Annotated in this window: 14 protein-coding genes; 10 read left to right on the plus strand and 4 right to left on the minus strand. The window is 65.2% G+C overall.

The annotated features are described in order from the left end of the window. Positions 1-39: 39 nt before the first annotated feature. Positions 40-960: a LysR family transcriptional regulator gene (locus ACSQ89_RS37790; protein ID WP_436297243.1), complete on the minus strand. Its 921-nt coding sequence runs from the start codon at positions 958-960 to the stop codon at positions 40-42. A gap of 124 nt (positions 961-1,084) precedes the next feature. On the opposite strand from ACSQ89_RS37790, the gene ACSQ89_RS37795 reads away from it, so the two are divergent. From ACSQ89_RS37795 to ACSQ89_RS37805, 3 genes are read left to right on the plus strand one after another with little or no spacing between them, the layout of a single operon-like run. Then, entirely contained in the window at positions 1,085-1,834 is a 750-nt protein-coding gene (locus ACSQ89_RS37795) for a glucose 1-dehydrogenase (protein ID WP_436297244.1), read from the plus strand. 47 nt (positions 1,835-1,881) lie between these two features. Continuing rightward, the gene (locus tag ACSQ89_RS37800) at positions 1,882-2,418 is read left to right on the plus strand and encodes a carboxymuconolactone decarboxylase family protein (RefSeq protein WP_436297245.1); all 537 of its coding nucleotides are present in this window, start codon (positions 1,882-1,884) and stop codon (positions 2,416-2,418) included. 22 nt (positions 2,419-2,440) lie between these two features. Then, entirely contained in the window at positions 2,441-3,379 is a 939-nt protein-coding gene (locus tag ACSQ89_RS37805) for a DMT family transporter (RefSeq protein WP_436297246.1), read from the plus strand. Positions 3,380-3,967: 588 nt separating this feature from the next. On the opposite strand, the gene ACSQ89_RS37810 is transcribed toward ACSQ89_RS37805, so the two are convergent. Further along, positions 3,968-4,867, minus strand: a complete 900-nt coding sequence (locus ACSQ89_RS37810) for a LysR substrate-binding domain-containing protein (protein ID WP_436297247.1) — start codon at positions 4,865-4,867, stop codon at positions 3,968-3,970. A gap of 168 nt (positions 4,868-5,035) precedes the next feature. Between ACSQ89_RS37810 and ACSQ89_RS37815 the strand changes: the two genes are divergently transcribed. The 4 genes from ACSQ89_RS37815 (at position 5,036) to ACSQ89_RS37830 (ending at position 7,831) form a co-directional block, all read left to right on the plus strand. Further along, complete coding sequence (locus tag ACSQ89_RS37815) at positions 5,036-5,779, plus strand: SDR family NAD(P)-dependent oxidoreductase (protein ID WP_436297248.1); 744 nt, start codon at positions 5,036-5,038, stop codon at positions 5,777-5,779. 45 nt (positions 5,780-5,824) lie between these two features. Next, positions 5,825-6,673, plus strand: coding sequence for an alpha/beta fold hydrolase (locus tag ACSQ89_RS37820; protein WP_436297249.1), 849 nt, complete (start codon positions 5,825-5,827; stop codon positions 6,671-6,673). Between the two features lie 81 nt (positions 6,674-6,754). Further along, positions 6,755-7,399, plus strand: coding sequence for a glutathione S-transferase family protein (locus ACSQ89_RS37825; RefSeq protein WP_436297250.1), 645 nt, complete (start codon positions 6,755-6,757; stop codon positions 7,397-7,399). Positions 7,400-7,447: 48 nt separating this feature from the next. Then, positions 7,448-7,831, plus strand: coding sequence for a DUF427 domain-containing protein (locus tag ACSQ89_RS37830; RefSeq protein ID WP_436297251.1), 384 nt, complete (start codon positions 7,448-7,450; stop codon positions 7,829-7,831). 3 nt (positions 7,832-7,834) lie between these two features. Here the strand turns inward: ACSQ89_RS37830 and ACSQ89_RS37835 are convergent, their stop codons facing one another. After that, complete coding sequence (locus ACSQ89_RS37835; protein WP_436297252.1) at positions 7,835-8,236, minus strand: nuclear transport factor 2 family protein; 402 nt, start codon at positions 8,234-8,236, stop codon at positions 7,835-7,837. Beyond that, a complete protein-coding gene (locus ACSQ89_RS37840; RefSeq protein WP_436297253.1) occupies positions 8,233-8,817 on the minus strand; it encodes a hypothetical protein in 585 nt (194 codons plus the stop codon). The genes ACSQ89_RS37835 and ACSQ89_RS37840 overlap by 4 nt, the downstream gene beginning before the upstream one ends. A gap of 248 nt (positions 8,818-9,065) precedes the next feature. On the opposite strand from ACSQ89_RS37840, the gene ACSQ89_RS37845 reads away from it, so the two are divergent. From ACSQ89_RS37845 to ACSQ89_RS37855, 3 genes are all read left to right on the plus strand, one after another. Next, complete coding sequence (locus ACSQ89_RS37845) at positions 9,066-10,055, plus strand: helix-turn-helix domain-containing protein (RefSeq protein WP_436297254.1); 990 nt, start codon at positions 9,066-9,068, stop codon at positions 10,053-10,055. 332 nt (positions 10,056-10,387) lie between these two features. After that, positions 10,388-11,308 carry a tyrosine-type recombinase/integrase gene (locus ACSQ89_RS37850; RefSeq protein WP_436297255.1) on the plus strand — a complete coding sequence of 307 codons (921 nt, stop codon included), beginning with the start codon at positions 10,388-10,390 and terminating at the stop codon, positions 11,306-11,308. Positions 11,309-11,320: 12 nt separating this feature from the next. Further along, complete coding sequence (locus tag ACSQ89_RS37855) at positions 11,321-12,499, plus strand: IS91 family transposase (protein ID WP_436297256.1); 1,179 nt, start codon at positions 11,321-11,323, stop codon at positions 12,497-12,499. Positions 12,500-12,666 lie beyond the last annotated feature (167 nt).

Raw genomic sequence — 12,666 nt, forward strand, 5'->3', positions numbered from 1 at the left:
GGCTGTTGAAGGCTTCCCCTCCTGTCTGGGTTGAAGGCCTTACTCCTGCTGCAGGGCCTGAGCGACGTGCTCCGCAAAGGCCCGCACCTTGGCCGAGTGCCGCCGTTCGCGCGGGCTCACGAGGTGAATCGGGATCTCGAGCGCCGGCCAGTCCGGCAGCAGGCGCAACACCTCGCCGCTGGCGAGCTCTGCGTCGAAGAGCCAGGTGGGCGAGTAGCCGATGCCCATGCCCGACAGTACCGCGGCGCGGATCACCTCGCTGCTGTTGGTCTGCAGGTTGCCCTCCACGCGCACGGTGCGCCTCGTGCCTACCGCGCGGGGTGCTCCGGGGCCGGCCTTGAAGGGCCAGTCGTTGCGCATCGCGATCTCTGTGTAGACGATGCAATTGTGGCCCGCCAGGTCCTCCGGCACGACGAGGCGCTGCCTCGCCTTGGGCAGCGCGCGCATGTAGCGGCGGTGCGCGACCAGCATGCGGTGCGTGGTGCCAGCGCGCCGCGCGATGAGGCTGCTGTCCTGCAGCTCGCCGATGCGCACGGCCACGTCGATGCCCTGCTCCACCAAGTCGATGAAGCCATCGCTCAAGCGCAGGTCGATCTTCACCTCCGGATGTTTCTCGAGAAAGGTCTGCACCAACGGCATCAGCTTGAGTCGGCCGAAGCCCACCGAGGCAGCGACGCGCAGCCAGCCGCCGAGCTGCCGCTCGCCGCGGCGCAGCGCCGCTTCGGCCTCGGCGATCTCGTCCACCAGGCGCCGCGCCTGCTCGAAGTAGCGCTCGCCTTCCTCCGTCAAGGCCAGCGAGCGCGTGGTGCGCGTCAACAGCCGGGCGCCAAGCGCCCGCTCAAGCGCCGCTACCTGCTTGCTCACCGCGCTCTGGCTGCTGTCCTGCTCGTGCGCAACGGCGGAAAAGCTGCCCGCCTCCACCACGCGCACGAAGGTCCTCATCGCCTGCAGCTTGTCCATCCTGACGCCTTATTTATGCCTAGTGGGAATCAATCATATGAGCGGAACCCCACTTAATCAAACGATCGGAATCAATCACAGTGGGGCCATCGCAACCCGGTACCCCCTTGAAAGGAGCTTCACCATGAACCTGCCCGTCGTCCTCATTACCGGCGCCCTCACCGGCATCGGCCGCGCCACCGCTCTTGCCTTCGCCCGCGAAGGCCATCGCATCGCCGTCAGCGGCCGGCGCGACGAAGCCGGCCAGGCGCTGGCCGCCGAGCTGCGTGCGCTCGGCGCCGAAGCCGAGTTCATCCGCGCCGACGTGCGCTTCGAAGGCGATGTGCGCAACCTGGTCGAGCAGGTCGTCGAGCGTTTCGGCCGTCTGGACGTGGCAGTGAACAACGCCGGCACCGAGGGCCAGCTCGGCCCAATCACCGAGCAGTCAACCGACAACTACGACAGCATCTTCTCGACCAACGTGCTGGGCACGCTGCTCTCGCTCAAGCACGAGATGCGAGTGATGCTGGCGCAGGGCGCGGGCGCGATCGTCAACCTCTCCTCGATCGCGGGGCAGGTGGGCATCGCCGGTGCCTCCATCTACGCAGCCAGCAAGCATGCGGTCGAGGGACTGACCAAGAGCGCGGCGCTCGAGGGCGCGGCGGCGGGCGTGCGCGTCAATGCGGTCGCGCCCGGCCCCGTGGCTACCGAGATGCTCGAGCGCTTCGTTGGCGGCGACCAGCAGGCCAAGGAGGGCTTCCTCGCCACGATGCCGGCGCGCCGCGCCGCGAGCGTGGACGAGATCGCCCAGACCATCGTGTTCCTCGGCAGCGACAAGGCGCGCTACCTCACGGGGCAAAGCCTGGCCGTCGATGGCGGCTACACGGCGCAGTGATGCGCTTCCCCACCCCACCATTGTTTGAAACCTGAAGGAGAACCCTCATGACCACCGCCATCAATGTCCCGACCCGCGACGACGTGTCCCCCGCCAACCAGGCGATCTTCGACCAGCTCAAGAAGAACCTCGGCAAGGTGCCCAACCTCTATGCGACCTTCGCGCACTCCGAGCACGCGCTGGGCGCCTACCTCGCACTGCAGAACGCCAAGAGCAGCATCACCGGCAAGGCGCGCGAGGTGGTGAACCTCGTCGTCAGCGAGGTCAACGCCTGCGAATACTGCCTGGCCGCGCACACGGTGATCGGCAGGATGCATGGCTTCAACGACGAGCAGATCCTCCAGATCCGCGGCGGCACGGCGGGCTTCGACCCCAAGCTCGATGCTCTGGCTCGGCTCGCGAAGAACATTGCGCTCGAGCGCGGCCACGCTGACCCCGCGCTGGTGGATGCCTTCTTCGCCGCGGGCTGGGACAAGGGCCACCTCGTCGACACGATCGTCGCGATCGGCGACAAGACGGTCACGAACTTCCTGCACGGCACGACGCGCGTACCGGTGGACTTCCCGGCTGCGCCGCAGCTCTGAGCCAGGACAGAGGGAGCGCACCATGAACGCCTGCAATCCGACCGTGCCCGCCACCGCGTTGACGGACGACTTCAGACGGCTCGTCCAGGGCATCGCCGTAGGCCTGCTGGCCGCGAGCATCGGTGCGCTCTATACGGTCTACGCCCGATGGGGCATCGCGCAGGGCCTGCAGTCGCACGACCTGACCGCCCTGCGCTTCGGCGTGGCCGGCCTCGTCACGCTGCCGATCCTGGTGCTGGTCTGGCGCCGGAACCGGCAGCAACTGAGCGACCACTGGAAACTGTGGGCCCTGATCTCGCTGCTGGCGGGCACGCCCTTCGGGCTGCTGATGTTTGGCGCGCTGCAGTTTGCACCGGCGAGCCATGCGGCCGTGTTCCCGTTCTCGGCCATGAGCCTGATGGGCATGGTGCTCGGTGCACTGGTGCTGAAGGAGCGGATCACGCCGCGGCGCGCCACCGGCATCGCGGCTGTCCTCGTCGGCCTGCTGCTCGTCTCGGGGCTTGATGTCTCCAGCTTCACCGCCCGCACGCTCGTCGGTGATGCGATGTTCGTCGCGGCCGGCACGCTGTGGGCCGGGTTCGGCATCGTGCTGCGCAAGCATCGGCTGGACCCGCTGCTGGCTACCGCGGTGATCTCCTTCTCGTCCCTGGTCACCTATGTGCCCTTCTATTTGCTCGCCGTCGGTCCGACACGACTGCTCGCGGCCAGTTCCGAGGTGTTCTGGACGGAGGTGCTGGTCCAGGGGCTCATCGCCGGCGCCGGCACACTGTTCACCTATGCGCGCATGGTCTCCCTGCTCGGACCTGCTCGTGCCTCCATCTTCCCGGCACTGGCACCCGGCCTGGCAGCCCTCATGGCCTGGCCCGTGCTCGACCACTTTCCAAGCGCCGTGGAAGCGCTGGGCCTTGCCGTCGTGATAGCAGGGCTCGCCTGGGCGGTGACGGGGGCGACCCGCCGCTGAAGCGGTGATCGCCTGCCTCACGCGATAGCTGACGACGCTGCCCTTGCCTGTCGAGCAGCACGTCGGCTGTGTTCGCCAGTGCGGAAGTAGCGGCGGGCGGGCCGGAGCTCTCCGCCGGTGCCCTGATCCCCGAGGACATACATAGCGCCATGCGCCCTTATCGGAGAGCGGCTTGCCGAGGTCCTTCTCGACTAAATGTGCCGCATGGCGCGCGCGTTTAGAACAATGCAGCACCGGTTCTGCTTAAGACGTTGCCGTCGCCGACAGGTGTGTCGCCGAGTTCAGCCCTGCCCCGATCCATCGGCCGGTAACCAGAGCAGACCGCCGCGAAGGTCTTCCCATGTGAGCTCCTCCAAGGTTGTCACGTTTCCTAACCCAGCAAAATCAATGGCTTGCGGGCGCCGTTTTCAGAATTGCACCCCTTGCCTTTTCAAAGTCGTTGTTTGCATCGCTGCCGCAATCCCTGCCGGTTTCGGGCAGTTTCGGGGTCCGATGTAGGCCCGCTCAGGGCCCCTGACCTGCCGCTGGCCGGCGGCCGCTTTCGGGGGCGAAACTGCCCGTCTGCAAGGGACTCCGCCTATCGAGGATTCAATGCGTCGCCCCCGGCGCGGCGGCCCGCAGTTCCTCGAGCCTGGAGAGGAACAGCTTGAGAATCGGCGAGGTGTTCGCTTTGCTGTAGCCCACGGCCAGATCGATCGTTGGCGCTTCGCCCTCCAGCGGACGGCTGACCACGGACCAAGGCAGCAGGTTCTTCGCATAGGCGGGCATAAGCGCCAACCCGCGCGTCGACGCAACAAGAGACATGGCCATCGCCATGTTGTCCACGCCGTGGTCGAGCTTGATATCCACTCCCGAGCGCCGCAGGTAATCCTCGGTCACGGCGCGAAGCACGCTGGCTTTGTTCGAACCGCCGATGAAGATCTCGCCGACGAATTCCCGCGGGTGAATCGCTTCGCGGCTGGTGAGGCGATGGTCGCTCGGCATCAGGACGATCAGCGGCTCGTGGTCCACCACCTCGTAGCCCAAGTCGAAGGTCGGTTCGACGCGCAGGAAGGCCACGTCGAGCCGACCTCGGACGAGCGCCTCTGCGAGGTCCGGCGAATAGTCGCTCGAGATCGTGACCTGGATGCTCTTCAGTTCGTCGCGCAGCACATGCATGGCCTGCGGCAGCCAGTTCATCTCATGACCGGTCTGAAAGCCGATCGCGAACGTCTTTCTCGCGGGCTGTGCCGCTCTGCGCGCCGCTTCCACTGCGGCTTCGACCTGGGTCAGCGCCAGCCGCGCATGGACGAGAAAGGCCGTGCCTGCGGCGGTCAGCTCGACGCCATGAACGCTGCGAGACAGTAGCTCGGCCCCGACCTGGTACTCCAAGTCGCGAATCTGCCGGCTCAGCGAAGGCTGGGAGGTGTGGAGCCGGAGCTCGGCGGCTGTCGTCAGGCTGCCTTCCTCGACCACGGCCACGAAATAACGCAAGTGCCTCAACTCCATAGCCATCCCATGCCTGAAAGGTATGCCGCCCAGCTTACGAAGTCTTTTTCTTTCGGGCCACGAGTCCCTAGATTACCCCTCATGGCGGCGTGATGAGCGGTGTCTTGGCACAGAGCGGCTCTCGGTCACCCGGCCTACGGCAACAGTCTTACCTCACAGGAATTAGTCATGAATCAACCCGTTGTTCTCGTCACCGGCGCGCTGACCGGTATCGGCCGCGCCGCGGCTGTCGCGTTTGCAAGGAAAGGCGCGAAGGTGGTCGTCGCCGGTCGGCGTGACGAGGTCGGCAAGGCACTCGTCAAGGAGCTGCGCTCGCTCGGTTCGGAGGCCGAATTCATCAACGCCGACGTCCGCAAGGAGGACGAGGTCCGCGCTCTGGTCGACAAGACCGTCGCACGGTTTGGCCGCATCGACGTCGCAGTGAACAACGCTGGCACCGAAGGCCACGGGGGCCCGATCACGGACCAGACCGCCGAAAGCTACGCCGCGACGTTCGAAACGAATGTTCTCGGCGTGATCCTGAGCATGAAGCACGAAGTGCGCGTCATGCAAGAGCAGGGCAGCGGCAGCATCGTCAACATCTCATCGACCTACGGGCACGAGGGTGCGGCGGGGGCCTCAATCTATGTCGGCAGCAAGCACGCCGTCGAAGGTATCACCAAGTCGGTGGCCCTCGAGATCGCCAAGTCTGGAATCCGTGTGAACGGCGTAGCGCCTGGTCCCACGGACACCGGCATGTTGACCCGCTTTACGGGCACGCCGGAGAACAAGGCGGCTCTGGCGACGACTGTTCCGATGGCGCGCCTCGGTCGCTCGGAAGAGCTTGCCGATGCGATCGTCTTCATCGCGTCGGACCAAGCTTCATTCATCACCGGCCATGTCCTCAACGTCGATGGCGGTAAGAGCCGCTGACTGCTTCGCGTGTCGGCTCGAGTGCCGCCGCCAGAAGGATTCTCAATGACCCAGCACACTCACCAGACCGCGCCGACGCAGTTCGTGGACGCGGCAGGTTTTCGGTTCGCCTTCCGCCGCTTCGGCAAGACCGGCAGCGTGTCGCTGGTTTTCAACCAGCACTTCACCGGCACGATGGACCATTGGGATCCTGCCGTGATCGACGGCTTGGCCAAGGATCGAGAAGTGATCCTGTTCAACAACGCGGGCGTTTCCAGCAGCTCGGGCGAAGTGCCGACCACGTTCGAGGAGATGGGCGCCAACGCCATCGCCTTCATCAAGGCGCTGGGACTGAAGCAGGTTGATGTGCTCGGTTTCTCGATCGGCGGCTTCGTCGCCCAGGAGATCACGCTGCAGGCCCCTGAGCTGGTCCGGCGCCTGGTGCTGGTCGGCACCGGCCCGCGCGGCGGCCAGAACATGGCGACCCTCACGCCGGAAGCGCAACAGATCTTCGGCGCCACCTACGAGGTGCCGGAGGAGATCTGGCTGAAGGTCCACTTCACCGACTCGGAAGCCAGCCAGGCCGCGGGCCGCGAATTCCTGAAGCGCGTCCTCCGCCGCACCGAAAACCGCGATCCCGCAGTGAACGAGAAAGTGGCGCCCGCCCAGATCGAGGCCATCGGCAAGTGGGGCGTGCAGCGTGAGGGTTCCTATGAGTACCTCAAGACCATCCTGCAGCCGACGCTGGTCATCAACGGCGACAACGACGTGATCATCTACTCGATCAACTCCTGGATTCTCCAGCAGAACATTCCCAACGCTCAGTTGATCATCTACCCGGACGCCAACCACGGTTCGCAGTACCAGTACCCGGAGCGCTTCGTCCGCCACGTCTCGGACTTCCTGTCCGAGTAAGGCTCTTCAGCGCATTTCCTTTTTCGAATCCACGCAGACCCGCGCACACGCCACCCGCGACGCCTCGAGAGACTTATCACCATGACCCCCGATACCTTGACGCTTTACCACTCCCCCGCCTCGCCGAATTCGCGGCGCGTGCGAATTCTTCTGGCCGAAAAAGGCTTGAAGGTTCCGCTCGTCGCTGTCGACCTCGGCAAGGGCGAGCAATCCTCAGAAGCCTACCGGGCGATCAATCCGCGCCGCATGGTGCCGACCCTGGTGCTGGAGGATGGCACCGCCATCGGCGAGGTGCCGGCGATCATGCGTTATCTCGACGAGGCCTTTCCCGAGAAGCTCTTGCTGGGCGCCACGCCCAAGGACAAGGGTCTGATCGCGATGTGGGAGCGGCGCGCCGAGTTGGAAGGCTTCGCGGCGGTGATGGAGGGCGTGCGCAACAGGATTGCCGCGTTGAAGGGCCGCGCCATCGCCGGGCCGCACGACTACGAGCAGATTCCAGCGCTGGTCGAGCGCAGTGCGCTGCGCGTGAAGAACTTCTTCGCTGATCTGAACGAGCGGCTCGCGCAGGTGCCCTTCGTTGCTGGCGAGCGCTACTCCGCCGCGGACATTACCGCCCTGGTGACGGTGGACTTTGCCAAGGCGCTCGAGTTGTCCGTGTCGGCGGATCACGCGGCGCTGAAGCGCTGGTACGAGATCGTGTCCAGTCGTCCCAGCGCCGCCGCCTGATCCCTGGGAGCGAAAGGTCTCCAAAGATCACTTTCAGGAGTTGAAGAGATGAACAGCAAGCTCACCAAGATTCCGGGACCGGATCATCCGATCACCATCACGCCGACGAAAGGCCGGGTCACGGTCGCCGTGAACGGCAAACGCGTTGCGGACACCCGCGAGGCCCTGACCCTGAAGGAGGCGGGCTATCCAGCAGTGCAATACATCCCCCGCAAGGACGTCGATATGACGCAAATGCAACGGAGCTCGCATCAGACGTATTGTCCTTACAAGGGCGACTGCGCCTACTACAGCGTTCCGGCCGGCGGGGAACGCTCGGTCGACGCCGTCTGGACCTACGAGGGTCCTTATGCAGCCGTATCGGCAATCCGGGAATACCTGGCGTTCTACCCGGATCGGGTCGACGCCATCGAGGTCGGCGTCGAAGGCTGAGGCTCACGCAAGGAACTCGTCGCCGAACATCGGCAGCCCGCTCTTCGATTCGGCCCGAGTCGCCTCGTCCTGCAGCACATCCCAGTGCTCGGCCAGAACTCCGTCGGCGATGCGCAGGATGTCCACCCCGATCCAGTTCACCGGACGGTGTTCACCCCAGAAACGGCCGTGGATCATCACGTGGTCGCCCTCGGCCATGATCAGGCCCGGCTCGTAGCGCAGCGACGCCGGCAGGCTCTTGATCAGGTTGAAAAGCCCGTCGCGGCCCGGCGAAATGTGAGCACTGTGCTGGATGTAGTTCGGCGACCAGTAGCGTTCGGCCTTCGCGTAGTCGCGCTGGTTGAACAATGCGTCGAAGGCCTCGAGGACCAGAGCTTTGTTTCTCGCTTCGATGGACAGACTCACTTTCGTTCTCCAGACCTACTGCGCGCAAGCGGGATCTGCAGGTTCGTCGGCCGGTTCTCTTCCTTGTCGAACCCACGACCGTCCACGTTGCGCGCGCCCCAGAACAGCATGTCGTGGCTCAGGTAGACGAGATCGAATTCCATGAAGTTCTTCCCTTCGGTCAACCCGAACGGGGGAAACGCCTTGCCGAACACACTTTGCGTGTCGTTGACTTGCCACTTTCCGTAGCCAGTGGCGGCCACCTGATTCAGCAGATCGGCAAACCCCTGGATCAGCGGCGCGACCTCGTATCCCTCGTCAGCGACGAAGTCCACCTTTTGCGCCCCTGGAGCGATCGAGTGAGGGCCGCGCCAGATCATGTGACCCCGGATGGCGATTCGGGCGATGGGCACCGCACCGTTCGGGTCTGCCGAATTGACGATGTTCAGCTCGAATCGATCCCCGGCCAAGTACTTGAATTCACGCTTCAGATAGAACGGCTTCAGCGTGCCGTCGGGATTCTTGCTGGCGCTCGGGCGGACCTCCGGGGCGATGCTGGCCCAATCACCGACGAGGGCCTCCTTGATCTGTTCCACGTTCATGACGGTCTGTCCTTCGGGTTTGCGGGAGGGCGATTCGATCGCTGACGCACAGGCTGCGAGAGTCAACGCCAGCACGAGCGCCAAGAGGCGCGAAATGCGTCGTGTCCACATCTGGAAAGAGTCCTCGCCTGAGAAGGTGCGCAAATTATGAAGCGCGAGCGCCCTGCTCCGTTAGCCCAAATCGGCAAAGCGACACAGCGTGCCAGCCTAGGCTATTCTTCGATTGCAGCGCCGCCACCGAACACCGCATGACACTCAAACTGGACGTATTCGACGACTTCCACGTGCATGGCGCCTCGGCGCCGGAGTGGAATCAACGCTATCTGCAGGTATCGCCGGGGGCCATGCACAGTTCGCTCGCCGAGGTGACGACGGACAGCATCCATGTCTTTCGCAAGTGGATGAGTGAGCGGGTGATTCAACAGGGCTGTCTACCCAACGGCAAGATCTGCTTCGCGATCCCACTTGGGAAGTTCGCTGGAACGCCCCGAATGCAAGGGCACGAAATGCACGAGGACAGCGTCGTCGTTCTTCGCGGCGGCGACGAGTTCACGCTACAACGGCCGAAAGGGATGGAGCTGATGGCGGTGACGTTCGAGCTCGACGAATTTCGTCGCCTGTCTGACGAACGGCCGTGGGCACCGGGCCCCCGGGCTCTACTGTCCCGCTCCGTGCTGCGAGCCCCGGGTCGCGCGATGCAGCGATTGCGGTACGACCTTCTTTCGTTGTTCGATGAGACGTCGACAACCGATCCATGCAAGTCGGAAGCGATCAACGACCAGTCAGTGTCCCGCGGCGTGTTCGAAGCGCTTTGCGAACTGTTCGATGGTGCCGCCGACGCGAGGCAGCCCGTCGGGAGCGCTTCGGCCAGTTTCATCGTCGCGCAATGCCATTGGATGGTGGCAGGCAGCGGGGATTCCCCACCTAGCGTAGAGGAACTGTGCCTGCGCCTTCGCACGAGCCGGCGCACCTTGCAGAACAGCTTCAGGCAGGTCGCCGACGCGACGCCTGTGCACTATCTGCGCTGCGTGAGGCTGAACGCCGTGCGTCGGCAGTTGATGTCGACACGAGCGATGGACCTGAACATTGCGCAAGCGGCCGCAGACAGAGGATTCAACCATCTGAGCCACTTTGCTCAACGGTACAAGGCGCTGTTCGGAGAATTGCCGTCACAGACGATGCGAGGCCGCACCTGCGCCAGCTCGCAGGACGGCGACGGGCAAAGCTACGAGGCGTGAGCGGCCTGCACCGGACGGCGGGGTTGGCTGCGTACCGCCATCCCAGTACGGCTCACCGTCGACCTCGATGGAGCGGTGAATCCAGGGTGGGCAGTCCGCTCAAACCGCCACGTCATTCCCATTCACACCCGCACCCGATTCCGATCCAAACGGGCACCACGTTCGTTTGATTCGCCTGGTTCGCCCGCAAGCTGACAGTCGCGGCCGACCGTTCATGGCCGATGGACTAAACCGCTGACGCGGTGGATGTGTGCGACGAGGGCAGATCGCGTTGCGCGGAGTTGAGTTGTACCTTGGTTGCGGGGAATGTTCCCCGGAACTCGGAGACGACGATGACACCACAACGTCAACGCATGATCGATGCGATGGTGCTGCGCGGCTTCAGGCCACGCACGCAAGAGTCCTACCTGAGGGTTGTCGCGCAGATGGCCCGTCACTACCGCCGAACCCCGGAGCTGATCACCGACCAGGAGGTCCAGGCCTATCTGCTGCACCTGGTGCGCGAGCGGCATCTGGCGCGAAGCAGTGTCAATCAGGCTTCCAGCGCCGTGCGGTTTCTGGTGTGCGAGGTGCTCGGCCAGAACGAGCGACGCCAGCGCATCCCCATGGGTCACGCCCCGCAGCGGCTGCCCGACGTGTTGTCTCGCGCCGAAGTGGCAGCGGTGCTGGCTGCGCCGATGTCCATGAAGGCGCGCACCCTTCTGATGACGGCCTACGCCAGCGGGCTGCGCGTAAGCGAGCTGTGTCAACTGCGCGGCTGCGACATCGACTCCTCGCCCGACCGCATGTCCATTCACGTCATCGCGGGCAAGGGAGGGCACGACCGCTACAGCCTGCTCAGCCCGGAGTTGCTCGAGCAGTTGCGGCTGTACTGGCGGCAATGCAGACGCACTGCACAGGCCGAGGACTGGTTGTTCCCTGCGCGGCTGAACCCCTCCCAGCACCTGGACACCCGTAGCGCCGGGCGCTACTTCTACGCCGCGCGCAACGCTGCGGGCATCGCCAAGGTCGGCGGCATCCACACGCTGCGCCACTGCTTTGCCACACATCTGCTGGAAGCCGGCGTGGACCTCAACAGCATCAGCCAGTTGCTCGGCCACGCCAAGCTCAGCACCACCAGCCGCTACCTTCGCATGGCTCGCCCCGGCCACAGCGCCGGCGACAGCGCGCTGGCGCTGCTGGCCCATCTGCCCAAGGTCGAGCCAGAGGCGCCGTCGTCACCGCCGACGCCACCACGACCGCCGCTGCACTGAAGCTGCTGCGCGATGAGCGCCACCCTGGCCGAGGTGCTGCACACCTTCGGGCCGGCCTATCTGCGCCAGCACACGCTGAGCACGCCGCAGGCGCGTGCCTGGCGCGCCGTCGTCGCCTGCCGCACGCCGGCGCTGGGTGGTCAGTTGCAGCGCTGTGACCAGTGCGCACGGGAGCAGCGGCTGTTCCACTCCTGTCGCAACCGGCACTGTCCGCAGTGCCAGAACGAGGCCCGGGACGCCTGGCGCCAAGCCCGACTGGCCGAGTTGCTTGCGGTGCCGTACTGTCACCTGGTCTTCACGCTGCCGCACGCCCTCAACGCCCTGGCGCAGTTCCATGCGCGCTGGGCGTACGGCACGCTGATGCAATGCGCAGCGGCCACGCTCAGCGAGTTCGCCGCGAACCCGCGCTGGCTCGGTGCAACAGCTGCCTTCACCCTGGTGCTGCATACCTGGACGCAGGACCTGCGCCGCCACATCCATGTGCACGCGCTGATGGCCTGCGGTGGGTTGGACGGCGATGGCCTGTGGTGTGCACCCAAGCGGAGCCCGACGTTCCTGTTCCCGGTGCATGCGCTGTCACGCGTGTTCAGAGGCAAGTTCGTCGACGCGCTGCGCCGCGCGAGTCAGGCCGGCGAGTTGCCCCGCGATCCGGCCAACACGCCGGCGATGCGCCAGGTACGGCTGGCCGAGCTCAAGCGTCACGACTGGGTGGTGTATGCCAAGACGCCGCTCACTGGCCCCGAGACGGTGTTGGACTACCTGTCGCGCTACACGCACCGCGTGGCAGTCTCCAACGAGCGCATCGTCGGCATCGATGCCAACGGGGTGCGACTGCGCATACGCGCCGACGATCATGGCGGCAAGCGAACGGTCCTCATCGACGGGCCGACCTTCATCGCTCGCTTCCTGCAGCATGTGCTGCCGCCGGGGTTCAAGCGCATCCGCCACTACGGGTTGCTGAGCCCGGCCGTCAAGGCCGAGCGGCTGGCGCAGGCCCGCTTGGCGCTGTCGATGCCGGCGGCCAATGCCCAGGCTCGAGAGGACGCCGCCACGTTCCTCCAGCGCGTCACGGGCATCGAAGTCTCGTGCTGCCCGCACTGCCGCTTGGGGCACTGGCGTACCGTGCAGGTGTTGCCACCACAGCGCGGCTGCGCTGCACCGCAAGCCGTTGCATGCCGGGGTCCGCCGTGATACCCGGCTGGCGCATCACCGTCCAAGAACTTGTCCGTCACCGACATCGCGACGGCGGTGCGGATCGTCCCGACGTGTGTGGCCGAACCATCGGTATGCCGCGAACGACCCATCGCTTGCGCCTCGACCGCCCAACGGCCGTCACCAATCGCCGCCTGAGCACCCAC

Source organism: Variovorax sp. LjRoot175, assembly GCF_964253805.1.
Classification (GTDB): Bacteria; Pseudomonadota; Gammaproteobacteria; order Burkholderiales; family Burkholderiaceae_C; genus Variovorax.